General features: G+C 46.1%; 22 protein-coding genes. 10 read left to right on the forward strand and 12 right to left on the reverse strand.

Going from position 1 to position 23,449, the window contains the following annotated elements; genetic code table 11:
- Positions 1–198 precede the first annotated feature (198 nt).
- The 6 genes from Q1A41_RS05850 to Q1A41_RS05875 all read right to left on the reverse strand — a co-directional run bounded on the left by Q1A41_RS05850 (position 199) and on the right by Q1A41_RS05875 (position 6,294).
- Positions 199–1,014 (reverse strand): ion transporter, encoded by an 816-nt coding sequence (locus tag Q1A41_RS05850; protein WP_299975807.1) that lies wholly within the window; start codon positions 1,012–1,014, stop codon positions 199–201.
- 34 nt (positions 1,015–1,048) lie between these two features.
- The gene (locus Q1A41_RS05855) at positions 1,049–1,273 is read right to left on the reverse strand and encodes a DUF3012 domain-containing protein (protein ID WP_299975809.1); all 225 of its coding nucleotides are present in this window, start codon (positions 1,271–1,273) and stop codon (positions 1,049–1,051) included.
- Between the two features lie 15 nt (positions 1,274–1,288).
- Positions 1,289–2,266 (reverse strand): porphobilinogen synthase, encoded by a 978-nt coding sequence (hemB, locus tag Q1A41_RS05860; RefSeq protein WP_299975811.1) that lies wholly within the window; start codon positions 2,264–2,266, stop codon positions 1,289–1,291.
- 96 nt (positions 2,267–2,362) lie between these two features.
- Positions 2,363–3,091 carry a hypothetical protein gene (locus Q1A41_RS05865; protein WP_299975813.1) on the reverse strand — a complete coding sequence of 243 codons (729 nt, stop codon included), beginning with the start codon at positions 3,089–3,091 and terminating at the stop codon, positions 2,363–2,365.
- Between the two features lie 29 nt (positions 3,092–3,120).
- Complete coding sequence (cysS, locus tag Q1A41_RS05870; RefSeq protein ID WP_299975815.1) at positions 3,121–4,506, reverse strand: cysteine--tRNA ligase; 1,386 nt, start codon at positions 4,504–4,506, stop codon at positions 3,121–3,123.
- An 84-nt stretch (positions 4,507–4,590) separates the two neighbouring features.
- Entirely contained in the window at positions 4,591–6,294 is a 1,704-nt protein-coding gene (locus tag Q1A41_RS05875; RefSeq protein ID WP_299975817.1) for a glutamine--tRNA ligase/YqeY domain fusion protein, read from the reverse strand.
- A gap of 278 nt (positions 6,295–6,572) precedes the next feature.
- Here Q1A41_RS05875 and Q1A41_RS05880 point away from each other — a divergent pair, with 278 nt between their 5' ends.
- From Q1A41_RS05880 to Q1A41_RS05890, 3 genes are all read left to right on the forward strand, one after another.
- On the forward strand, positions 6,573–7,073 hold the full coding sequence (locus Q1A41_RS05880; RefSeq protein WP_299975819.1) for a peptidylprolyl isomerase: 501 nt from the start codon (positions 6,573–6,575) through the stop codon (positions 7,071–7,073).
- Between the two features lie 14 nt (positions 7,074–7,087).
- Positions 7,088–7,801 (forward strand): UDP-2,3-diacylglucosamine diphosphatase, encoded by a 714-nt coding sequence (locus Q1A41_RS05885; RefSeq protein ID WP_299975821.1) that lies wholly within the window; start codon positions 7,088–7,090, stop codon positions 7,799–7,801.
- A 246-nt stretch (positions 7,802–8,047) separates the two neighbouring features.
- Positions 8,048–9,208 carry an iron-containing alcohol dehydrogenase gene (locus tag Q1A41_RS05890; protein ID WP_299975823.1) on the forward strand — a complete coding sequence of 387 codons (1,161 nt, stop codon included), beginning with the start codon at positions 8,048–8,050 and terminating at the stop codon, positions 9,206–9,208.
- A gap of 28 nt (positions 9,209–9,236) precedes the next feature.
- Here Q1A41_RS05890 and Q1A41_RS05895 read toward each other — a convergent pair whose 3' ends face one another.
- The 5 genes from Q1A41_RS05895 to Q1A41_RS05915 all read right to left on the reverse strand — a co-directional run bounded on the left by Q1A41_RS05895 (position 9,237) and on the right by Q1A41_RS05915 (position 15,469).
- On the reverse strand, positions 9,237–10,379 hold the full coding sequence (locus tag Q1A41_RS05895; RefSeq protein ID WP_299975825.1) for a patatin-like phospholipase family protein: 1,143 nt from the start codon (positions 10,377–10,379) through the stop codon (positions 9,237–9,239).
- A 3-nt stretch (positions 10,380–10,382) separates the two neighbouring features.
- Positions 10,383–10,832 carry an NfeD family protein gene (locus Q1A41_RS05900; protein ID WP_299975827.1) on the reverse strand — a complete coding sequence of 150 codons (450 nt, stop codon included), beginning with the start codon at positions 10,830–10,832 and terminating at the stop codon, positions 10,383–10,385.
- Between the two features lie 9 nt (positions 10,833–10,841).
- The gene (locus Q1A41_RS05905; protein ID WP_299975829.1) at positions 10,842–11,756 is read right to left on the reverse strand and encodes an SPFH domain-containing protein; all 915 of its coding nucleotides are present in this window, start codon (positions 11,754–11,756) and stop codon (positions 10,842–10,844) included.
- A gap of 208 nt (positions 11,757–11,964) precedes the next feature.
- On the reverse strand, positions 11,965–13,713 hold the full coding sequence (ggt, locus tag Q1A41_RS05910) for a gamma-glutamyltransferase (RefSeq protein ID WP_299975831.1): 1,749 nt from the start codon (positions 13,711–13,713) through the stop codon (positions 11,965–11,967).
- A gap of 109 nt (positions 13,714–13,822) precedes the next feature.
- Positions 13,823–15,469: an aminotransferase class V-fold PLP-dependent enzyme gene (locus Q1A41_RS05915; protein WP_299975833.1), complete on the reverse strand. Its 1,647-nt coding sequence runs from the start codon at positions 15,467–15,469 to the stop codon at positions 13,823–13,825.
- A 173-nt stretch (positions 15,470–15,642) separates the two neighbouring features.
- Between Q1A41_RS05915 and Q1A41_RS05920 the strand changes: the two genes are divergently transcribed.
- Both Q1A41_RS05920 and Q1A41_RS05925 read left to right on the forward strand, forming a co-directional pair.
- Positions 15,643–16,092: an Lrp/AsnC family transcriptional regulator gene (locus Q1A41_RS05920; protein WP_299975834.1), complete on the forward strand. Its 450-nt coding sequence runs from the start codon at positions 15,643–15,645 to the stop codon at positions 16,090–16,092.
- Positions 16,093–16,352: 260 nt separating this feature from the next.
- Positions 16,353–16,547, forward strand: a complete 195-nt coding sequence (locus tag Q1A41_RS05925) for a hypothetical protein (RefSeq protein WP_299975836.1) — start codon at positions 16,353–16,355, stop codon at positions 16,545–16,547.
- A gap of 326 nt (positions 16,548–16,873) precedes the next feature.
- Here Q1A41_RS05925 and Q1A41_RS05930 read toward each other — a convergent pair whose 3' ends face one another.
- A complete protein-coding gene (locus Q1A41_RS05930) occupies positions 16,874–18,688 on the reverse strand; it encodes a sigma 54-interacting transcriptional regulator (RefSeq protein WP_299975838.1) in 1,815 nt (604 codons plus the stop codon).
- Between the two features lie 303 nt (positions 18,689–18,991).
- Here Q1A41_RS05930 and Q1A41_RS05935 point away from each other — a divergent pair, with 303 nt between their 5' ends.
- The 5 genes from Q1A41_RS05935 (at position 18,992) to Q1A41_RS05955 (ending at position 23,442) form a co-directional block, all read left to right on the forward strand.
- A complete protein-coding gene (locus tag Q1A41_RS05935) occupies positions 18,992–19,429 on the forward strand; it encodes a DUF1348 family protein (RefSeq protein WP_299975840.1) in 438 nt (145 codons plus the stop codon).
- A gap of 18 nt (positions 19,430–19,447) precedes the next feature.
- Entirely contained in the window at positions 19,448–19,867 is a 420-nt protein-coding gene (locus Q1A41_RS05940; protein WP_299975841.1) for a nuclear transport factor 2 family protein, read from the forward strand.
- A gap of 17 nt (positions 19,868–19,884) precedes the next feature.
- Positions 19,885–20,508 (forward strand): glutathione S-transferase, encoded by a 624-nt coding sequence (locus tag Q1A41_RS05945; RefSeq protein WP_299975844.1) that lies wholly within the window; start codon positions 19,885–19,887, stop codon positions 20,506–20,508.
- 80 nt (positions 20,509–20,588) lie between these two features.
- Positions 20,589–22,631, forward strand: a complete 2,043-nt coding sequence (locus Q1A41_RS05950; RefSeq protein ID WP_299975847.1) for a pyridoxamine 5'-phosphate oxidase family protein — start codon at positions 20,589–20,591, stop codon at positions 22,629–22,631.
- A 61-nt stretch (positions 22,632–22,692) separates the two neighbouring features.
- The gene (locus tag Q1A41_RS05955) at positions 22,693–23,442 is read left to right on the forward strand and encodes a cupin domain-containing protein (RefSeq protein ID WP_299975849.1); all 750 of its coding nucleotides are present in this window, start codon (positions 22,693–22,695) and stop codon (positions 23,440–23,442) included.
- The last annotated feature ends 7 nt before the right edge of the window (positions 23,443–23,449 follow it).

Consider the following 23,449-nt stretch of genomic DNA (forward strand, 5'->3'; position numbering starts at 1 on the left):
AGAAGTGTAGCCAAGAAAACGAAGTAGGAATGTATACAATCGACTGCGTCAATTGTCATAGCAAAGAATTATGCTGCATGGGCCGCAGCATAAGCTCTTTGGTCGATTTGTAGTACTAAGATTGTTTTTTCATTAGGCCATGACCACTTAAGCACATTGCTAATGTGGCCAGGCATTTAAAAGACTTAGGCTGCAATGTTATTTAGATTGTTTTAGCTGTGCCAATTGTTTTTGTATGTCTTTTAGCTGATCCTGCAAATCAAACATCGTCGGCTGGCCGCTGGCCTCTGCGGCTTCTTGGCGCTCGCGGTTATGCTCCTCTTCCAGTACGTTTACGACAATACCGATGATCATATTTAAGAACGCAAAAGCCGTAAAGAAAATAAAAGTTAGATAAAAGATCCAGCTTAACTTGTAGACAGCCATGGTTTCATACATGACATCTGTCCAATCTTCAAAGGTCATCACCCGAAACAAAGTTAATAAAGCGATACTGATATCGCCCCAGAGCTCAGGGTTTATTTCGTGGAACAAGGTGCTTCCAATGGCCGCATAGATGTAAAAAATAATAAACATCAAAAGCATGACATAGCCCAACTGGGGCAAGGCCTTAGCGAGGGAGTTAAGGAGCATTCGAAGCTCCGGTATGATGGAAACCATCCTTAACACCCTAAAGATACGAATCAAGCGCCCCAGCAAGGCCATCTCGCCGTTCTCAATAGGTATCAGACTCACCACAACGATCAAAGTATCAAAAACATTCCACGCCTTGTGGAAAAATCGCTTCTTGTTGGGCTCAGCGATAAAACGAATGCTAATTTCGATCAAAAAGATAAAAGTGATTACCCAATCTAAAACCGCCAATACCTTAAGAGCAGCAGGAGGGACAGCATAGGTTTTTGCCCCGACAACCAGGGCGGACAAAATAATGACCGAGACAACAAACATCTCAAAGGCCTTATTGGCCATTAAGCGAGTAAAAACATTGTCTTCAACAGTTGCTTTATTCACCATATCACTTCTACTTTATCCTGCTCATCGATTGTTGTTACAAGCATTCTTCAGCAAAGCGCTGAAACTCATCTTCCTGCCATTGCTTGTTGGGTTTATTTTCCATATCAGCACACCACTGTGATGCACTTGTATTCTTCTCTGCTTGAACCGATTCTTCGCTGTCTAAAAAAAGCGCAAGCTCTTCTGGGCCAACGAGCGCAGCAAGCGACAATAACAGCACACTAAGCCCAAGCAGAATAAAGGTGAGTTTTTTCAACATATAAGGCTCGTTCCCTTATTCTTCTTTTAGCCAGCTAATGATGTCTTCGGCATAGTAGGTCAAAATCAAATCACAACCTGCACGCTTAAAGGCAATCATACTCTCAAGAACAATAGATTTTTCATCAATAACGCCGGCGGCAGCGGCCGCCTTAATCATGGCGTACTCACCACTCACATGGTATACCGCCAATGGCTGATTACTACCATCACGAATCTCGCGAATAACATCAAGATAGGCCATACCTGGCTTAACCATCAAAATATCAGCCCCCTCACCTTCATCTTGCAGGGATTCCGCTAAGGCCTCACGGCCATTGGCCGGGTCCATTTGATAGGTATTACGTGTGCCTTTAAAGTTACTATCAACAGCGTCTCTAAACGGGCCATAAAACGCCGATGCGAATTTTGTCGAGTAGCTCATGATCGGTATATGAGTATAGCCCTCGCTGTCGAGCGCCTCTCTAATGGCAGCGATCATGCCATCCATCATGCCCGAAGGAGCAATCATATCGACACCGGCACGGGCGGCAGTAATTACTTGTGCCTGCAAATTCTCAAGCGTGGAGTCATTATCAACATCATTATCATGCACCACACCGCAGTGCCCATGATCAGTATACTCACAAAAACAGTTATCACTGATGATTAGCATATCTGGCGTGGCGGCCTTAGCCGTTCTGATGCAGCGAGCCATTAAACCCTTGTCGTTCCAAGTATCACTGCCGCAATCATCTTTATGCTGACTAACACCAAAAAGAATGACGGCTTTAACACCAAGCTGCCATAAACGACGTAATTCGCCACCTAGCTGGGTTTCAGGGAATCGCTTAACACCTGGCATGCTGGCAATTTCAACCGGCTCCTGAATGCCCTCTTCAACAAAGATTGGCAATATAAAATCTTCAGGGCGTAAATGATTTTCTCGAACCAGCTGTCGTAGAACCTTGGTTCGGCGTAGTCTTCTAAATCGAAAATCAGGAGTTGTTGTCATTACGGTCTCTTAAATTAGTTTAGTTTTAAGCAATACAATTATTAAATGGGTACCTAGTGCCAGCTGGCTAACTATTACTTTGAACAAGCCCAACAATTAGTGACTATTTTCCGCACGCGGTTTATACGGACTGAAAAAGTACCAAGCTAGCATCAGCAGCAACAAAGCGCCGCTCACGGTAAAAAGCTTATTCCACAAACGCTTTGCCTCACGTATCACCTCAAATTGCTCTACGTAAATAGTTTCACAGGCTCCATTACCCGTATCGTCTCGGCGAATACTGGTACCTCGAATTGCACCTTGATCATTACCATACTCCGACAGCCAGCCTTTTATCACAATCTGATCGCCGATATTGATGCCGGTAATTTTCTTTCGAATATATGGATCTGCGCTAATTAAATGATTATTAGAAAGCTGATTCATATTAAAGCTTTGCCAAGCTTCGTTGCTCGAAGTTCGTACATTGCAAGTGAACTGGCCGTTCCAAAAATCAATTTGATTTAGAAAAGGTGACTGCGCAGTATCGCTCCATACCACACAGACATCAGCAATATTCAAGTGATCGCCCCAGCTTTTATGAAGCATTTGATCGCCATCGTGCTCTCGAAAAGAAACCACCATGCCATAGAGCTCATAGCGAAACTTTCGATCAACAAAGTACTGGCGATCCTCAAACGGCAATTGCTTGCGTTCGTGCTCATCAGCGTATTGCAGGGGCTCATTTAGCAAGCGTGAATCTAGCGACACATTGCTTTCAAATTGATTGCGTAGAAAAAAGCTCAACACACAAAGCAATACCAGTGCCCACGCTAGTAGCTTCATTCAACACCCCTGCTCTACTAACTTCGACCCTAGCCTTCTCGGCGCCATTTAGTGGCGATGCCGCCGCCATCAGCACGGTAGTCATCCAGTAGTACGCCCTGCTCTTTGAGCTGATCACGAATCTCGTCAGCGCGCGCAAAGTTTTTATCTGCACGTGCCTGTAGCCGCTCTTCGATCAACGCTTCAATTACATCAGCCGCCAAATCGTCAGCGCCGCCTTGGGTGAACCATTGCTCCGGATCTTGTTCAAGCAGCCCCAAGACTCCAGCGATGGCCATAAGCTCGCCTTTTAGAGCTGGCTTGTCTTGGGCTTCTGCTAGCTTCAAACGCTTGGCTACTGCCAACAACTGAGTAATTGCCTCACGTGTATTCAGATCATCCAGCAGTGCCGCAAATACCGGCAAGCTTTGAAGCTCACACTCAGCACTTGAGGTATCAGCCTCGTCTCTTAAGACACCGTAGATATAATCTAGGTTATCTTTTGATTCCGAAAGCAGCTTCTGAGAGAAATCCATATCCGAGCGGTAATGCGCTGAAAGAATGGCATAACGCAACACTTCGCCCGGGTAAGCTTTCAATAGATCGCGGACTAAGCGGAAGTTGCCTAAGGATTTAGACATCTTCTCGCCATCTATATTGATATAGCCGTTGTGCATCCAGTAGCGCACATACTCTTCAGCATCATTGGCGCAGCAGCTTTGAGCAACCTCATTTTCATGGTGAGGAAAGATAAGATCTTTACCGCCGCCATGAATATCAATGCTTTCGCCCAAATGCTTTTTAATCATGGCTGAACACTCTAGGTGCCAACCTGGGCGACCGAAACCCCAAGGGCTTTCCCAGCCTGGCTCATCACCAACTGAAGGCTTCCAAAGTACAAAATCGCCGGCATACTTTTTGTAGTCGGCCACTTCGACACGGGCACCATCAAGCATATCTTCCAACTTTCGATTTGAAAGCTCGCCATAATTTTCCATGGACCGAACATCAAACAAGACATGCTTTTCAGATTCATAGGCATGCCCTTTTGCGATGAGCTTTTCGATCATCTCGATCATCTCAGGCAAATGCTCTGTCGCCTTTGGGATTATATCGGGCACCAAGCAGTTAATCGCGGCCATATCTTCGGCAAAGGCAAGGGTATAACGCTCAGAAACATCCTGGATGGTTTCGCCATTATCTTTTGCCGCTTGCATAATTTTGTCGTCAATATCAGTAATATTGCGAGCATAGCTAACCTTTGGATAGGCAGACTTCAAAACGCGATAAAGCGTGTCAAATACAACCGGTGGTCGCGCATTGCCAATATGCACATAGTTATAAACGGTTGGCCCGCAGACATACATACGAATATGCTCAGGGTCGATTGGCTTAAACTCTTCTTTTTTTCGTTTTTTGGTGTTGTACAGTTGCATAAACTTAACTCTATTTTTGATCTCCTGCGTAAATGTCGCATCTAGCGTTTGTCCGCTATAAGTAACGCGCAGAAAATCGAATTTCTATACCTTGTTAGCCCAGTTATCTTTTAGGCCTATGGTGCGATTGAAAACCGGCTTATCGGCTTCACTGTGTTTGGCGTCCAAACAGAAGTAACCTTCGCGTTCAAACTGATAAGCCTGCTCTGGCTCAGCATCAGCTAGGGACAACTCAGCCTTCGCACCTGAAATAATGCTCAGGCTATCTGGGTTAATAAAATCTAAAAAGTTTTTATCTCCCGCATCAGGCGCTTCGTCATTGAACAAGCGATCGTAAAGTCGAACCTCACAATCCACATTATGACTTGCCGATACCCAATGAATCACACCGCGTGGTCGAATGCCTTCTGGAGGGTTATTACCAACCGTTCCGGGCACTAATGAAACTTTCAGTTCGGTGATTTCACCAGTTTCGTCTTTGATAATGTCTTCCGCCTTGATGACATAGCTGCCACGCAAACGTACATATTCACCGGCCACTAATCGTTTAAACTTTTTACGAGACAGGCTACTATCTTCGTTAAAATCAGCGCGATCAATATACAGAGTTTGCGTAAATGGCAAACGGCGCTCACCGCGACTTTCATCGTTGGGGTGAACTGGCTGTAGCATTTGGGCCACACCATCAACAAGCTCATGACCATCATTCGCTACTTCGTCAAAATTAGTTACCGTGATCAGCAATGGATCAAGTACACACATCGCTCTAGGGGCAACATTATTTAGATCATCGCGAATAGCATGCTCTAAGGTCGCCACATCGATAGTACTGGCCGATTTGGTTACTCCAATCAGATCACAGAAATGACGAACCGCTGCAGGACTAACACCGCGACGGCGCAAACCCGATATGGTCGGCATGCGAGGATCATCCCAACCATCGACAAAGCCTTCGTCCACCAACTGCTTCAGCTTGCGCTTGGAGGTAACGGTATAGTTCAACTCAAGGCGCGCAAATTCATATTGCTTAGGCTGGCTAGGAACCGGCAAGTTTTCAATAAACCACTCATACAAGGGGCGATGATCAGCGAACTCCAAAGTACAGATCGAATGGCTAATCCCTTCAATAGCGTCTTCTTGACCATGGGCAAAGTCGTACGTTGGGTATATGCACCACTTATCGCCAGTCTGGTGATGGCTCTGCTTACGAATACGATACAACATAGGGTCACGCATATTCATATTTGGGCTGGCCATATCTATCTTGGCCCGCAAGACACAAGCACCTTCCTCATATTCACCGGCGCGCATTTTCTCGAACTCAACCAAGTTCTCTTCAACGCTGCGATCGCGATAAGGGCTGTCTTTGCCGGGCTTAGTCGCCCAACCACGATATTCTTTGGTTTGCTCAGCATCCAAATGGCAAACATAGGCTTTACCTTCTTGAATCAGGTGCAAAGCCCACTGATAGAACTGCTCGAAATAGCTTGAGGCATAGCGGATATCACCATCCCATTTAAAGCCCAGCCATTCTACGTCGCGAACAATTGACTCAACGTATTCTTGATCTTCTTTTGCAGGGTTAGTGTCATCAAAGCGCAGATTGCAGCGACCACCAAAGCGTTCAGCCAGGCCAAAGTTCAAACAGATCGATTTGGCATGACCAATGTGCAGATAACCATTAGGTTCTGGCGGGAATCTTGTCGTCACAGTTTGATGTTTACCGGCCTCAAGATCTTGGCTGATAATCTGCTCTAAAAAGTTCAGCGGTTTGCTCGTTTCGCTCATGGCGTTTGCTTTGTCCTTACTTCATTGGCTTATAGAGATCTCTGACGGAAAAGCCTCTGGTATCTAGATATCACAGCTCCACTAAGGAAGCTGTGTATAGGGCTATTCCTTTTACTGGCTTATGAAACTGCTTTTCGAGCCTCATAGTTTGAGATCCCAGTCAAACCGCGTATTATAGCCGCCCCAAGGCCCTCTCGGCACCCTTTTCCTTTGGTTTTTGACCCTCCGGTAGCCAATGGCTTAATAAACGACCGGTGACAGCAGTTATAGGACATAAAATGATTACTTTACATACCAATTTCGGCGATATCAGCCTTGAACTAGACCACGAGAATGCCCCGAATACCGCGGCTAACTTTAAGCAATACGCTGAAGATGGCTTTTACGAGGGCACCATCTTCCACCGTGTTATCGATGGCTTTATGGTGCAAGGCGGTGGCATGACGGCGGACATGGAAGACAAGAATGAAGGTCGTCGCGCCGCTATTGAAAACGAAGCTGACAACGGCCTTAGTAATGACCTTGGTACTGTCGCAATGGCACGCACTATGGATCCACATAGCGCTACCTGCCAGTTCTTTATCAACGTATCTGATAACAACTTCTTAAACCACACCGCAAAAAACAGCCAAGGCTGGGGATATTGCGTATTTGGCAAAGTCGTTGAGGGTATGGATGTCGTCAATAGCATCAAGGCCGTCTCTACCGGTAACATGATGGGCCATCAAGACGTACCAAAAGAAAGCATCGTCATCGAAAAAGTAACCGTTAGCGATTAATAGCGACCAAACCCATGAAACTACTGTTTATCTCCGATTTGCACCTTGATGAAAGTCGCCCAGAGGTGACCGAAAGCTTTTTGACCTTTCTTAAAGACAGGGCCAGCAAAGCCGACGCGCTTTACATCTTGGGAGATTTCTTTGAAGTTTGGATCGGAGATGACGACGACGCCCCCTTGGCTTCCAGTATTCAGCAGCAATTGCTGGCACTTAGCCAGGGCGGCACCGCCGTGTTTATCATGCACGGCAACCGCGATTTCCTCTATGGTGAACGCTTTTGCCAAAACAGCGGTGCAAGTTTATTGTCCGACCCCACTCTCATAGAGCTTGCTGGCAAATCTTGCCTGCTTATGCATGGCGATAGCCTCTGTACAGATGACAGCGAATATATGGCCTTTCGCCAGCAGGCGCGAAACCCTGCATGGCAAGAACAACTACTCTCTCAACCCTTGCAAGCCAGGCGCCAACTGGCCCAGCAGTTACGTCAACAAAGCAAATCCATGAGCGCCATGAAGGCTGAAGACATCATGGATGTAAACGCTGATGCGGTTGCACAAGTTTTAGCTGAGCATAATGCTGACATCTTGATTCACGGGCATACCCATCGTCCTGCGCGACACTCATTGGACAAGGGCAAAGAGCGTATTGTTTTGGGGGATTGGCACGATAAAGCTTGGTGTATCAGTGCCGATCAACAGAGTATCAAACTGGAATCTTGGTCTATATAGCCCTACGCAAGCTACGCTCCATATAAACTGCCGCCCTTCGCTTGCTATGTTTATCTCTAAGCCATGTTTTTAGGCCGGTTTTCTTATCCTTTGTCTATTATCACCCTGTGACATAAGCTAAGCTTTGGGCTTAATATAAATTACTCGTTTGCGATGATTAGCTAAACGCGTACTTAGCAGCGATTAGCGCCGAATAAGCGCAAATGGATTGCGGAATAAAACAGCAATAATAAATCAGGTGCCAATGTGGACAATTTTGTTTTTAATACAACCAAGTCGTTTATCAATCAACCTGGAGCCATTGCTCAACTCGCTCAAATCTGTCGCCAGCAAGGCATTAAACGCCCAGTTATTATTACTGACCAAGGTATTGTTACCTGCGGATTGTTAGCAAAACTGGAAGCGGTCTTACACCGCGAAGATGTCCCCTTCTTCAGCTTTTGCGACATCGTTGCCGATCCACCAGAAAGCATCATCTTACAAGCCTTAGAAAGCGCCAAGACTCATCAGGCTGATGGTGTGATCGGGTTTGGCGGTGGAAGCTCTTTGGATAGCGCCAAATTAATCGCACTGATGTTGTCATCCGAAGAGAAACTTGAAGATATTTATGGCATAGAACAGGCACAGGGGCCACGCCTACCTCTGCTGCTAATACCTACGACCGCCGGAACTGGCTCAGAAGCCACAGCTGTTGCGATTGTCACAACCGGCGAAACCACCAAAATGGGGGTTGTTTCCCCATTGCTACTGCCCGATGTTGCCATCTTAGACGCCGAACTCACACTAGGATTGCCGCCGGCCATTACAGCGGCTACCGGGATCGACGCCATGGTTCACGCTATCGAAGCTTTCACCAGCGCCCATAAAAAAAATCGCTACTCTGATTTACTCGCCAAAGAAGCCCTAGCCTTATTGAGCGCAAACATTCGCGAGGCCTGTCAAAACGGTAGTAACTTAGAAGCAAGGCAAGCCATGTTGCTTGGTGCATTTATGGCCGGTCAAGCTTTTGCTAATTCCCCTGTTGCCGCCGTACATGCTTTGGCTTATCCCCTTGGCGGGCATTTTCATATCCCCCACGGCTTAAGTAATTCTTTAGTGCTCCCCCATGTTATGCGCTTTAACAATAGCCACTGCCATGAGCTTTATGCTGAGTTAGCGCCAATAATTATGGGAGCAGAATATATTGCCCATGAAGATAGCAAAGCCGTCAGCATAGAGTTGATAAAATATATCGAGCGCCTGATTGGAAAATTAAAACTCTGTACACATCTGCGTGATTTAGAGATTGGCGAAGAACATCTACCCACTTTAGCAAAGGACGCCATGCTGCAAACAAGATTACTGCAAAACAACCCAAGACCACTAAACGAAGCAGATGCCCTCGAGATATACCAGCAAGCCTGGTAAACACAGGCTTAGCAAGTGCTAATTACCTTTAAACTTGGAAAAAAGTTTCTATACTGCCTTTTTCCCACATGGCATCTTGGTAGCCTAAATCCATAAGCTCTTGGCAATACTCAGGGCAAAACAACAGGTAGCTTGCCGCTGCCGATCCACCACCACTGGCTGTTGCACCGGTAGAGCGGAAAAACCATTTTAATGATGAGGGCAAATAGCGTACATTACGCCCTGCAATTTTATCTAATGGTTTTGACGGTGAGATAACTAAGCTTTCAATAGGACGCAATCGTTTTTCGGCCGCCCTTTCCTCTTCGCTCATTTTTCTAAGCAACTCATTCACGCGCTCTAAATGTTCGATGTCGCCCTCAAGGCTATCGATAAAAGCGCTATTAAACATATGGCCAATAATTTGAGCTATTGATGGCGAATGCCTGATAGGCTGAGGCTTTTTGTTCCACTGCTTTACATTACGATTGCCGCTGACCCCGATAATAAACACGCGATCAGCCCCTAGGTGCAAAGCCGGACTGATTGGTGCTAACTGACGCATAGCACCATCACCAAAATATTGTTCGCCAAGCTTTATAGTTGGAAAAATCGTAGGGATGGCTGATGATGCGAGCAAGTGCTCCACTTGAATTTCACTGCGACGCCCTACTCGTCGATGGCGACGCCATTCATTAAGCTTAGGATTCGACTCTGAAGTTTGAAAAAAACTGACTGACTCACCCGTCGAATACCCCATCGCGGTAATCGATAGCGCCTCCAAAGCGCCCTTTTCCAACATGGTAGGTATTTGCTGAAACTGAATAGCCTTGGATAAAAATGCTCTTAGAGGCGAATTATCCAAAAGCGAAACGGGCTTATTTACACCAACGCCTCGGTTAAACAAAGAGCCGAATAAACTCAAGCCACCCTTGCTGACATCCAGCCAGCCGGACTTAAATACATGATCGGCCGTCAGATTGCCCCAGAAATTTTCCAGATTATCGACAGCAAAAGAAAAATCATCACAGCGAGAAGCCAAGCTCACCGCATTAATAGCACCTGCAGAGGTTCCACAAATGATAGGAAATGGATTTTGATTTGTTGGGACGATTTCCTTGAGTGCCTTTAGCACTCCGATCTGGTAGGCGGCTCGCGCACCACCACCAGAGAGAATCAAAGCGTTCTTCATAAGCTACGACTGCGCTTCTACCTGTAAGCTCATACCATGGACAGCTAGCACTTTTACTTTAGTGCCGGCGGGATAATTTTCAGCAGCACTAACTTCCCACAAAGTATCGGCTATCTGCACCTTACCTTTCAGTGCGCTCATATCGTCTAGAAGCACGGCCTCTTTACCAAGCAGTCGAGCTTCGGCGCTATTGAGCAAAGGCTGATCAGTTGCTTCGTTGATATGGCGAAAACGCATCCAATACAAACAGGTGGCCGCAATCGATAACACAGCAAAACACAATAGCTGAGCCTGCCAGCTCATATCACTGAGCACCGCGGCAATAACAGCTGTTAATATCGCGCCAACACCAATACCCAATAAAAAGCCTGCCGCGCCTAGCATTTCTAGTATTAGCAGGACGATGCCTAGAATCAGCCAATGCCAGGCTGATAAACCGCTCAAAAAATCCATCAAAACACCTTAGCTTTGTTTTGCCGATTTAACCAGCTCATGTATACCCTCAATTGAACCGATCACACTTGAAGCTTCTAATGGCATTAGCACCACCTTACTGTTATCGGCCGATGCGATCTGACCTAGAGCATCGACGTACTTTTGGGCAACAAAGTAGTTGATCGCCTGAGAATTACCCTTAGCAATCGCCTCGCTCACCATAAAGGTTGCCTTGGCCTCGGCCTGGGCTTCACGCTCACGAGCCTCCGCTTCTAGGAAGGCAGATTCCCGTTCACCCTCAGCTCGCAGGATTTGTGAGCGTTTCTCACCTTCAGCTACTTTAATCGCAGACTCTCGCTCACCTTCAGCCAATAAAATTTGTGCACGTTTTTCCCGCTCCGCTTTCATTTGGTTGGCCATGGCATCAACCAAGTCCCGCGGCGGAGTAATATCCTTAATTTCAATACGGGTGACTTTAATTCCCCAAGGGTTAGTCGCCTCATCAACTTTTACTAGCAGCGCACTGTTTATCTGATCACGATTCGACAACATTGAATCGAGCTCCATGGATCCCAAAACCGCACGTATATTGGTCATGACCAAATTCTGCATGGCGCGCTCTAGATTATTAACCTCATAAGAAGCTTTTACCGCATCGATTACCTGGTAAAAACAAACCGCATCGGTTGTCACCATCGCATTATCGGCGCTGATCACTTCTTGGGGCTGAATATCCAACACCTGCTCCATGACAATCTGTCGATGCCCAACAGTATCAATAAAGGGCACGATGACCTGCAGTCCAGGACGCAATAAACGGGTGTATTTGCCAAAACGCTCAACTGTCCACTCTTCGCCCTGCGGAACACTTTTTACTGATTTTAAGATCACCACCAATGCTAGTACCACGGCGACAATCACAGCGACGTTCATATCGAACATAAAACCCCCAAATTATAGAAGCCAAAATTTATAGAGCAACGCTAACAGATAGTTGTTCAGACTGAAAGATATGAATATAGATCTAGCCCCCAAATAACAGGCAAAGGTAGGCTAAGCTAACGCCGTAAGGGGCAAACAAGGGAGAGAATATGGACCGAACCCGAAAAACAAAGCGGCCTACAAAGTGCAGACCGCGGTAATGCAGGTTTTAATAGGCTACAGTCGCTGCGTCAGGGCGACGAGTATCAGAAGCGCCGTACATATAGCCTTTCAGAGTGGCAATGGATTGGGTACTTCCCATGGTTCTGGAGTACTTCACATCGTGACCATTTTGCTTAAGCAGCTCAACGGTATCTTTGCTGACACCAGGCTCTACAAAGACTTTGTCTGGGAACCATTGATGGTGCATTCGTGGAACAGAGGTAGCCTCAGCAATATTCATTTCAAAATCGATCGTATTTAAGACGATCTGCAGCACAATGGTAATAATCGTACTCCCGCCTGGACTCCCTGTTGCCAATACTGGCTGACCGTCTTTAATGACCAACGTTGGGGTCATAGAGCTTAATGGACGCTTACGGGGCTCAATGGCATTCGCCTCGCTGCCCAACAAACCATAAGCATTTGGTTCACCCGGCTTAGCAGAGAAGTCATCCATTTCATTGTTTAACAAAATGCCCGTACCATCGACAACAATACCAGAGCCATAGCTGTAATTAATGGTGTAGGTATTAGACACTATATTGCCCCAGCGATCGGCGACCGAGTAATGGGTGGTATCGTTACTTTCTTTGCCAAATAGCTTAGTAGGCGCAACCTCTTCCGATGGCGTGGCTTTGTTAGGGTCAATCTGCTGACGTAATGTCTTGGCGTATTGCTTGTCCAATAACTTTGCCACTGGCACACGGTAGAAATCCGGATCACCCAAGTGCTGACTACGGTCGGCATAGGCTCGACGCATCGTCTCCGTCAAAGTATGAAGATACTCAGCGCTATTGTGCCCCATTAACTTTAGATCATATGCTTCTAAAACATTAAGCATTTGTATTAGGTGGACACCACCAGAGCTTGGCGGTGGCATTGATACCACATCGTAACCACGATAGTTACCTTTTACCGCTTCTCGCTCTACGACTTTATAGCCTTTAAAGTCATCCAAGGTAAACAAACCATTGTATTTATCAGATGCCGAAACAAATTTCTTAGCGATGGAGCCACCATAAAACGCCGACTTGCCGTGCTTACTAATTTCAGACAAGGACCAAGCCAAATCTTTTTGGATTAGACGCTCACCCGCTTGCAGGTTACGGCCATCACTGTGGTAAAAAATTTCTTTGGTGGCAGGGTATCGTGTTAAACGCTTACGCTTAACCACCAAATCATTTGCGAGCCCTGGGGTAACAATAAAACCCTCTTTTGCCAGCTTTATCGCAGGAGCAATAACTTGCGCCAGTTTCATGGTGCCGTAGTTTTCCAGCGCATGAATCATGCCGGCTACGGTACCCGGAACACCACCGGCCCTATAGGTGTAACCAGCCATGTCGCGATCAAAGTTGCCATCTTTATCAAGAAACATATCAGCATAGGCTTTAATGGGCGCCATTTCGCGGTAATCTAAAGCAACCACTTTGTCACGCTCTTTTAGATAGATCATCATAAAGCCGCCGCCACCGATATTACCGGCCTTAGGCAAAGTAACAGCCATCGCAAAACCTGTAGCAACAGCGGCGTCCACAGCATTGCCACCTTGCTTTAGTATCTCTAAACCAACCTCAGAAGCTAAGGCCTCCTGACTGGCGACCATTCCCTGTTGGCCAATCACTGGGTGAAATCGGCTGTCATAACTAATAATGGCTGAATCCTGAGCACTTACCAGAGGCCCCAAGACAATCGACAGCAGCAAGAATAGCCCCTGACTGGCGGTCAGCAGGGAAGATTTAAAACCGGAAAAAAACATAGTGCGTCCTATAGTTAATTGCGGGACAGATGATGACATAATAACTGGCAGGGGCCTAGAGCCCCGCCCACCTTTATAGCAACTGAAACCACTGCAGCAAATCGATTAATTAAACCATCTCTTGTGGCAGTACAAACCAGCGCACAGCTTCAGCCTCAGCTTGTAAATTCAGACAAAAACGCTGCCAGCTTGGGTCTGGCGACAGCAAATGCGCTTTAGCAATGGCCAGCGCCTGCTTATAGCTTTCTTCTCGGCTTAAATCAGCCTCTAAAGTGCGACTATAATCCTGCCCTGCCAGCCAGTTATCCAAAGCCGAGCTTAGACTGGCGCTAGCACCATGGCGATGCCCTTGGAAGCACCAGACTCCGGGGCTCTCTTGATATTGATAATAGGGCAGTAAATCTGCGCCATGATTAGCCACCAATTCAATGGCGGACAGGATATAGTCAACGGTATGATGATCAAGAAAATAGTTTAAGTTGAAACGTATCCAGCCTGGGCGTAACAACATCGCCCCACTATACATTTGCTCTTCAATCCTGCGGCTTTTTTCATCATCGAGATTCAACAGATAATGCCCATAAGGCCCCGCACAGGAGCAGCCACCGCGCGCCTGAATACCAAATAAATCATTCAGCAAGGCCACCACAAAACTATAGTGAAGATGCTTTTCATTGTGACGAATTCTGAACGATATAATGGATAAACGATCGGCGTCTGGGTCACCTAATATTTCGATGTTGCCATGCTGGCTTAAGCGGGCAATCGCCTCTTGTGTATGGACTCTTTCAAGTCGCTCAATATTTTCTGTGCCAACAGCTTGCTGCAAGGAAAACACTAAGCCAGCTCGAATAGATTCAACAATACCCGGTGTGCCGCCCTCTTCTCTTCGTTCAACATCGCTTAAATAGGTGTGCTCATTCGGGGTAACGAATGAGACAGTGCCACCACCGGGCACTGCCGGTATTTCATTGGCGAGCATATCTTGATTTACCAGCAATATTCCCGGCGTCCCGGGGCCACCAATAAATTTATGGGTAGAAATAAATACTGCATCCAGCTGCAAACCTTGCACGTCAATGCCCACATAAGGGCCAGCGGCGGCGTAATCCCAGCAGGACCAAAAACCATAGCGCTTCAGCAACTTCGAAACTTGCTCGACCGGCGTACGAAGGCCAGTAACATTGGACGCCGCAGAAAAGCTGCCAATTTTTAGTGGGCGATCTTGATATTGTTCAAGCTTTTGCTCTAATACTGTTAGATTCAAATGCCCCCTCTCATCCAAAGGTATCGAAACGACTTCCGCTTTAGATTCACGCCAAGGCAACTCATTGGAATGATGTTCGTATGGGCCGACAAAAACAACTGCTCGATCGACATCTACCAACTCACCTGTTTTGGCGCCACAGCGTTTAAGCTCAAGCATCGTGATCAATTTATCGATTGCCGCCGTAGCGCCACTGCCACTAAAGATTAGCCTATGTTGCTCACCGGCATTTAAAGCCTTGCGAATCGTTTGGCGCGCTTGTTCCCTCAATTCTGTGGTATGCCGTCCGGTATAGGAAGTCTCAGTGTGGGTATTAGCGTAGTAAGGCAATACCTGAGCTTGGATATATTGCTCTATGAAGCGAAGACTTCGCCCTGAAGCCGTGTAATCCGCATATACCAAGGGCTTTTTACCAAAGGCCGTCTCCACAACGCTATCGTCACCGATAATTTCCTGTCGAATTTGGCATAACTGTGGGGGTTGAGGCATCACCGGCTCCTTTAAACACGTTATTAGGCTTGCTCTAAATGGCAATCAGCGATGTGTATATTAATAGCTAAAGCTGGGAACATTGTTGCTATAATCAAATCAATACGGGCATATTCGGAACATTGTTACAGTAAACCCGCCAATTTTGTTATTTTGTTCTCTTGGTAACTATAATGGATAAAATCGATAAATTACTACTCGATGCACTACAAAACGATGCCTCTCGCTCGATCGGAGCCATAGCCGCGGAAATAGCCATTTCCAAAACAGCAGCATGGCGTCGAATCAAAAAGCTTAGCGAAGATGGAGTAATCAAAAGCCAAGTGGCGCTTTTAGATGCAGAAAGTCTAGGTTTACCCTTAACAGCTTACATCGCCTTACGCACTAGTGCGCATAATGCCGAGTGGTTTAATCGCTTCAAGGAGGTACTTAACACCATCCCGGAGGTACTGGAGGCCTACAGAATGAGTGGCGAGCTGGATTACTTGGTAAAAGCTCAGGTCACCGATATGGCCGGCTATGATCGACTCTATAAGCAGTTGATCAAGGCCGAACTGAATGACGTAAGCTGCAGCTTCGTGATGGAAACCCTTAAACACACGACAAAACTCCCCATCAATTAAGGCTTAACGCCCCACACCTAATGCTTTTAATGCTTTCAAACTAGATAAATTACTCCCAATATTTTATGGGTCTCAAATAGCTGAGACTCATAAAATAAGGTATCCCTTTGTTTTTATTCATTTTTTTGATTTGGCACACTGTTTGCGATTAATTACAGCAAGTAGCAAATTCATGAGTTTGCACAGCTAGATTTCACAATTTATTGAGACTAAGCCGCGTTGGAGTTGAAGGGCTGACGCGAGTATTCAGGGAGAAAGCCATGAGATCTTTTGTAAGACGCCTAGTAGAACAAGCCTTGTGCCAATGGCAGGACTATCGCAATGAACTTAGCCTGCTGGCCTTAAGCGCATTAATGCTAATGAGTAATTACTGGCGCGACTCAAACAATTATCGAGTTGAAGATTTGTGGAGAGAGATTTACCTCACACATATTTTGCTGCCCGGTGTTTTTTAAGCCCGTGAGACAAATTACTCTGGGTAAGCGTCAGCTTTTCTTAAGTTATGGAAAAAGCTAGAGCTTAAGAAAAGCGCTGTTACTCACTGAATTAATCAAGCTCTAAGGTAAGTTTTTGCTGAACTACTGATTAGCTATTGTTTGTTCAGATTAGGAAGCATTTTAATTAACGTGGCAAATCTATTACCCATACCACATTAAGATAATAAGAATCTTTGCCTGCTTAAATCCTCACACCCCTATGCATTTTGGCTTCAAAGCTAAAGCCTGTATTTGTGTAGAATTTTAAAAAGTGGCCTAACAATTATCGTTAGGCCACCTATGTCTTAACGCGGCCTTTCAATGGAGAAGTTATTCATACGATAGCTCAAGGTCGATGGCTTAATACCCAATAGCGCGGCCGCTCCTTTCGCGCCCGACACCTTCCAATCACACTTTTCTAAAGCCTTGATGATATTGGCGCGCTCTAAAGCTCTAAATGCTTCTTCATCTAAAACTTCGGCCTCGGGCGCACTCGCTTCATGAATGACCTCTTCCACATTCTGAACCAGGTCCGGCATCGCTAAATCCAACCTCAAGCGAGAACCTCGACTTAAAATAATCGCTCTTTCAATAACATTCTTAAGTTCTCGAATATTGCCTGGCCAGCTCAGTGCACTTAGAGCCTGAGCCTGAGCCTTACTAATTTGCATTGCCTCCCGACCCAGCTGTTGGCACTGCTCTTCTAGGAAATGCTGTGCTAACAAAGGAATATCTTGGGGGCGTTCTCGTAATGGCGGTACTGAAATAGGGAAAACACTCAATCGATAATACAAATCTTCTCTGAAACGACCTGCCGCGACTTCTTTTTCGAGGTCTCGATTTGTCGCCGCGACTATGCGAACATCAACGGCATGAGTTGCATCATCACCGACACGTTCAAACTCCTGCTCCTGTAGCGCACGAAGCAGTTTACCCTGCAAATCAAGGGGTATTTCACCCACTTCATCTAAAAATAGCGTGCCGCCATTAGCAAGCTGCATTCGACCAACACGATCTTTATGGGCGCCGGTAAAGGCACCCTTAACGTGACCAAAAAATTCACTTTCAAACAGATCCTTGGGTATTGAGGCACAATTTACTTTTACCAAAGGCTCATCTTTTCGCGGGCTTTGAGTATGAATAGCCCGCGCAATCATTTCCTTACCGACACCCGACTCACCTAGAATGAGTACGCTACTTGGCGTTACCGCCACGGCCTCTATTTGCGCCAGAGTTCTATTCAAGGCAGGGCTTTGCCCCACTATATTGCCAAAGCTCGCCCCGGCATGTATTTCGTCACGCAAATAGTCTCGTTCTAGCTCCAGCTCTTCTTTTAGTTTTTTGATCTCTTGAAGTTGCAGCTCTTTTTCGTCTTCTAGTTTTTTGCGGCCCGAGATATCTTTGAAAATAACCACAGCACCTTTAATTTCCCCATTGTGGACTATGGGGGTGCTAATATATTCGACTGGAATCGAACTACCATCGGCCCGCCAAAAAACCTCATCATCAACACGGTGCACTTCACCATCTTTAAATGCCGCATATATCGGGCAACATTCGCGAGGATATGGACTACCATCCGGATAAGAATGATGATGAATATCATGCAAGGGCGTACCAAGAATATCATCCGGGTGCCAACCTAAAATATCGACAGCCGCCTCATTTGCAAAGGTCGTACAGCCATTAAGATCCAAACCATATATTCCCTCGCCGGCTGCTGATAAAATCAATTCATAACGCTGTCGTAGAAGATCCAACTCATCATTTAGACAGCTTGCATCTTTGTCCATTAAGACAATATTCAACGCTAAATCATTCTCACCCCAAGGTTCTTGCCAGAGCATGAGTACCCGGACATCTTCAGCATCGGCCGTTACGCGCACCTCTACACTTACTACCGCAGAGTCTTGCAACACATCATCCACTAAGGCCTCCACAGAACCTTCACTAAGAAGTTCAATGGCGCCTAAGAAACCTGCTAGATTCGGCTGCATAATTGATTCCTGCCAAAGCCGACTCTGCTTTAACCAATTACCCTCTGCATCACAAACCGCACTGTAAAAAGGGCTTTCCAACAACACAGGGCCATCAAAATCTTGTTGAGTACTGCTTTCCATATAGCTTTCCATATAGCTATCCACTTAGTTTTTCCCAGTTAATTCCCGTAAATAAGCTCCCAATATCCTTAAGTTTAACAACACAAAACTATCAAATATCTGTGTCTCCCAGTTTTCTGAGACACAGAAGTTTTCACTAAGCTGTTGTTTTTAAAGGTTTTATTAAGTTGGCACGCTTATCGCAATAAACCACTTAGCGGGTTTAGCGAGGAGAATTTGGTATTGCTTGTGTGAGAACTGCAACACTAAAAGCCTTGCCCTGCTGTTGTCAAGGATACCGAGTAACGAAAACTTGTTAGTGAAATGAAAAACGAAAAACGATTAATGCCACCCCCGTTAGATAAAACCAGCGCTGAATTCAACCGGCAGCTTATTTGCGACCTCCTTAACGAAGGTGCATTACAGGCGCTACTGGATTTAGGCACAGACGATGCCAGCTGGCAGCACCAGGGGGAAATTTGCAAAAACAAAGATGAGATTGCCGAGTTACTGAGCAAGCGTAATCAAAGACTGTTGCACTACCGCTGGCACAGCACCATTTGGAATTACTCTGAAGAGCGCTTGAGCTTACAAATTGTCTCTGAATGGCAACATTGCAGCAGCGGTCAATGGTATCGAAGCAATGGTCAATTGCTATTGAGTTTTAACGAATCTGCACTGATTACCGGCGCCGTAAGCACGTCGCAAGATCATAAAATTAGCGCAGATAGCAGGGAATTATTTAAGCCGCAATACGCTTGATTTTTTAAGGAGAACAATATGACGCAGCCGCGACCACCATTACCGCCGTTTTCATTAGAAACAGCAAAAGCAAAAGTCCAAGCCGCTGAAGACGCCTGGAATAGCAAAGATCCAGTCGCAGTTTCCATGGCCTATAGCGAAGACAGCCAATGGCGAAATCGAGATGCCTTTTTTAGTGGTCGTGAAGCCATACAACAATTTTTAAGCCAAAAATGGCAAAAGGAACAAGACTACAAACTCAAAAAAGAGCTTTGGAGTTTCACCGAAAATCGAATTGCCGTTACGTTTCAATACGAATGGCACGATGAAGATCAACAGTGGTACCGCTCTTACGGGAATGAACTTTGGGAATTCAATGATGATGGCTTAATGAGTCGCCGCATCGCAAGTATTAATGATGTTCCCATTCAGGCCTTTGAGCGTCAACTAACCCCTTAAGTAAAGAGGACTTTAGCATGTCTACCATTAAATTATATCGTCATCCTTTATCTGGTCATTCACATCGAGTGGAGTTGTTTTTATCACTGCTCAATATAGATGCCGAAATTATCGATGTCGATCTTTTAAAAGGTGAGCACAAATCGCCTGAGTTTCTAGCGAAGAACCCAGCCGGACAGGTGCCTGTTTTGGAAGACGGTGATCTTATTTTGCATGATTCAAACGCTATCTTAGTTTATTTAGCGGCGACTTATGACAAAAACCACAGTTACTACCCCCATGACCCCGTAGCAGCCGCCGAAGTACAGCGTTATCTAAGCGCCGCTGCAGGGCCAATCGCCAGCGGGCCAGCAACAGCGCGATTAATCACTGTCTTTTCGGCAGCGCTGGATGCCGACAAAGCCATTGCTACCGCACACGCTATCCTGGCTCGATTTGAGGCAGACCTAAATGGCAAAAACTGGCTAGTAGGCGAAGAGATTAGTCTTGCCGACATTGCTAACTACGCCTATATCGCCCATGCCCCCGAAGGCAATGTCAACCTTGCCGATTACCCCAATGTACAAGCGTGGCTGAAGCGTATCGAAGCGTTGGATAATTTTGTCGCCATGACATCAACCCCAATTGGCTTGGCCGCTTAGCGATCAGAATCCATGAGCCCTTTGCGGACAATGCCCGTGATAGCAGCTGGGCGGCGTCCGCTTTTTTTGGAGAGCAAGGAATGTCAGAGGCAATTTTTCATAGTGGTGAATTAAGCATACAAGAACGCCTAGGCGTAAAAGATCAGATGGCGGCTTTCGCTCAACGTGTGGTTAGACCCTTCATGCCAGATCAGCATCGCGAATTCTACCAACAACTGCCCTACCTATTCTGTGCTCATCAAGACAAAGATGGGCAAATGTGGGCTTCAATTTTGTGGCAAGAGGCCGGCTTTATCGAAAGCCCATCGGATACCCGTTTGCATATTCGTGGTGGGCAGGTTTATTCCGACTTTTTCTTTAATGATTTGGAGCCTGGACAAGCGATTGGGGTTCTGGGTATCGACTTATCCAATCGCCGTAGAAATAGGTTGAGTGCTAGCGTAGCTTATAGTGATGGCAAACTGCTTGAACTTGAAGTCAGGCAGAGCTTTGGTAATTGTCCGCAGTACATTCAAACGCGAGACTTTTCTCAGCTGAAAATCGGCTCTGGTAAAACTAAGATTGAAACCGAAAAGTTCAGCCCCGAAATGCTGTCTATTATCAATCGCTCAGACACCTTCTTTGTTGCAAGCAACAGCGGAACAGAAAAAGGCGAGGCCAGTGATGGCGCGGATATTTCGCATCGTGGTGGAAAACCAGGTTTTGTTTATGTTGAACATAACCAAAGTCTGTTAATCCCAGATTTCCCCGGCAATTTTCATTTTAATACCTTGGGTAACTTTTTAAATAACCCTAGTGCAGGTCTCTTATTTCTTGATTTCGAAGATGGTCATCTATTGCAGCTAACTGGAGAAGCCGAAATAGTATGGCATCATGAGTTACTAGCACATTTTGACAATGCCGAGCGCTTTTGGAGGTTCAAACTCAGCAAAGCACGATTGCTACCGAAACGTTTAGCTGGCTTAAACCATATTGCTGAATATTCTCCAAACAGTTTATTAAGCGGCGACTGGGAAACCGCCAAGCAGCGCTTAGCAAACTCGAAAAGAACCAACAAATGGTTCCCTATGGTGATTAGCGCTTCTGAAATGGAATCCCAAATTGCCAAGTCACTTTATCTACATGGTGAGGTAGATAGCTTCATCGCTGGGCAACATATCAATGTGTCACTGCAAAAACCTGACAGTAAAAATAAAAGCGTTCGAAGCTATAGCGTGTCTGGCGCAAGCGCCGATGGCGATTTGCGGATTACTGTAAAACGCGATGGCGAGCTGTCCACCCAAATACACCAAGCGTTGAAGACTGGGGACACTATATGGGTACAACAGGCTAGAGGTAATTTCACTTTTGACAGCCAATCAAAAAAGCCTGCCCTACTCATCGCTGCAGGAATTGGAATAACCCCAATAGTTGCTATGGCCGAACGTCTTATTAAAGACGCCATACGTCACCGTTACGCCCGCCCATGCCATATCGTTGCGATCGCCAAGAACCGTGAAGAAGCTAGCTTTTTTGATTTACTCAATGATATGGCACATTACAGCCAAGGTCGATTAAGCATCAGCTGGCATTTTACCCAAGTTGCTGCCATTTCCGCTACAGAGAATATTTTAACGGGCCGGCCGAGTAGAAATTTTTACAGCAATTTACTTAAAAGTTGGATCAAGCACATCACTCCAAAGAACGATTTAGATCTAGAGGCCTATTTGTGCGGCCCGAATGCATTTATGCAAGAGACCTATGAGCATTTAATGGATTTAGGTTTTAGTGATGAACATATACATGGGGAAACCTTTGGCCCTTCCCAGTTAATACGGAAAAACCAGACAAATCCTCTTCAATTGCCCGAGAACAAGCTCGTCGAAATTGAGCTAGCTGACCGCCTGCGCCATGAGCTCAACTGGTTTCCCAAAGACGGTAGTTTATTAGATAGCTTTTTACAACACGGACTAGAAATTGATTTTTCTTGTCGCAGCGGACGCTGCGGCAGTTGTCGCTGTCGATTAAAAGGTGGTGAGGTTCAATATCAAAGCGCCCCTGAATATCCCCTAGCCGACAATGAAATTTTGCCCTGTATCGCCTATCCGGTCGACGGGCAGCCGTTACAACTTGTAAAAGACTAAGTAGATATTCAAATTGAAATAGGCACTGCCCATTACTGTGCCATTGATGAAAGGACGCCCCATGAACCAAGCCGTTAAAAGCAAACACTGGACGAAAGACGTTTTACACAGTAGCGACAGTACTGAGCTAAATGCCAATCAAAGCTTAAGCAGGCCGGTTAATCTAAACACCAATGCCAAACGGCAGGCTTATGTCAGTACTAGCGATTTGGCTTGGCAAAGCAGCCCCGCTTTGGGCGTACTTCGCAAGCCCTTAGCAAGACGCTTTTCAGAACATGGGCATGCCACCAGCATTGTCTGTTATGAAGCTGGCTGTAGTTTCAGCTCCCACTCACACCCTGGTGGTGAAGAGATATTGGTGCTCGAAGGGATATTCAGCGATGAGCATGGCCACTACCCTGCTGGTAGCTATATTCGAAATGCCGCGGGCTCTATCCACCAACCGTACAGCGATAGTGGTTGCACCCTTTTTGTAAAACTTCATCAATTTCAAGAAAGCGATCAACTTAGTACTCGGATCGATAGCGGCAATAATAAGCTCTACCATCAGCATAGCCCGGCGCACAGTAGTTTGTGCTTGCACGAGCATAAACGTGAGGCCGTTTATATCCAGCGCTACTTAGCTGGCAGTAGCCACCAAGCTATTTACAGCTATGGTGTGGAAATTTTACTGCTGAAAGGCTCGCTACAACACGGCGAACGTACGCTACTTAACGGCGATTGGCTTCGTCTGCCAGCTGGAAGCCCGGTACAGTGGACGTTTTTGGAAGATTGTGAATTTTGGATCAAGGAAGGCCACTTAGGACTCTAAGCTAAGA

Origin of the sequence: uncultured Pseudoteredinibacter sp., assembly GCF_947502065.1 — a bacterium.
Classification (GTDB): domain Bacteria; phylum Pseudomonadota; class Gammaproteobacteria; order Pseudomonadales; family Cellvibrionaceae; genus Pseudoteredinibacter.

Coding starts and splice junctions, on each gene's coding strand:
- Q1A41_RS05850 (WP_299975807.1), bottom strand. CDS start 1,014: ATGGTGAATAAAGCAACTGTTGAAGACAATGTTTTTACTCGCTTAATG.
- Q1A41_RS05855 (WP_299975809.1), bottom strand. CDS start 1,273: ATGTTGAAAAAACTCACCTTTATTCTGCTTGGGCTTAGTGTGCTGTTA.
- hemB (WP_299975811.1), bottom strand. CDS start 2,266: ATGACAACAACTCCTGATTTTCGATTTAGAAGACTACGCCGAACCAAG.
- Q1A41_RS05865 (WP_299975813.1), bottom strand. CDS start 3,091: ATGAAGCTACTAGCGTGGGCACTGGTATTGCTTTGTGTGTTGAGCTTT.
- cysS (WP_299975815.1), bottom strand. CDS start 4,506: ATGCAACTGTACAACACCAAAAAACGAAAAAAAGAAGAGTTTAAGCCA.
- Q1A41_RS05875 (WP_299975817.1), bottom strand. CDS start 6,294: ATGAGCGAAACGAGCAAACCGCTGAACTTTTTAGAGCAGATTATCAGC.
- Q1A41_RS05880 (WP_299975819.1), top strand. CDS start 6,573: ATGATTACTTTACATACCAATTTCGGCGATATCAGCCTTGAACTAGAC.
- Q1A41_RS05885 (WP_299975821.1), top strand. CDS start 7,088: ATGAAACTACTGTTTATCTCCGATTTGCACCTTGATGAAAGTCGCCCA.
- Q1A41_RS05895 (WP_299975825.1), bottom strand. CDS start 10,379: ATGAAGAACGCTTTGATTCTCTCTGGTGGTGGTGCGCGAGCCGCCTAC.
- Q1A41_RS05900 (WP_299975827.1), bottom strand. CDS start 10,832: ATGGATTTTTTGAGCGGTTTATCAGCCTGGCATTGGCTGATTCTAGGC.
- Q1A41_RS05905 (WP_299975829.1), bottom strand. CDS start 11,756: ATGTTCGATATGAACGTCGCTGTGATTGTCGCCGTGGTACTAGCATTG.
- ggt (WP_299975831.1), bottom strand. CDS start 13,713: ATGTTTTTTTCCGGTTTTAAATCTTCCCTGCTGACCGCCAGTCAGGGG.
- Q1A41_RS05915 (WP_299975833.1), bottom strand. CDS start 15,469: ATGCCTCAACCCCCACAGTTATGCCAAATTCGACAGGAAATTATCGGT.
- Q1A41_RS05920 (WP_299975834.1), top strand. CDS start 15,643: ATGGATAAAATCGATAAATTACTACTCGATGCACTACAAAACGATGCC.
- Q1A41_RS05925 (WP_299975836.1), top strand. CDS start 16,353: ATGAGATCTTTTGTAAGACGCCTAGTAGAACAAGCCTTGTGCCAATGG.
- Q1A41_RS05930 (WP_299975838.1), bottom strand. CDS start 18,688: ATGGAAAGCAGTACTCAACAAGATTTTGATGGCCCTGTGTTGTTGGAA.
- Q1A41_RS05935 (WP_299975840.1), top strand. CDS start 18,992: ATGAAAAACGAAAAACGATTAATGCCACCCCCGTTAGATAAAACCAGC.
- Q1A41_RS05940 (WP_299975841.1), top strand. CDS start 19,448: ATGACGCAGCCGCGACCACCATTACCGCCGTTTTCATTAGAAACAGCA.
- Q1A41_RS05945 (WP_299975844.1), top strand. CDS start 19,885: ATGTCTACCATTAAATTATATCGTCATCCTTTATCTGGTCATTCACAT.
- Q1A41_RS05950 (WP_299975847.1), top strand. CDS start 20,589: ATGTCAGAGGCAATTTTTCATAGTGGTGAATTAAGCATACAAGAACGC.
- Q1A41_RS05955 (WP_299975849.1), top strand. CDS start 22,693: ATGAACCAAGCCGTTAAAAGCAAACACTGGACGAAAGACGTTTTACAC.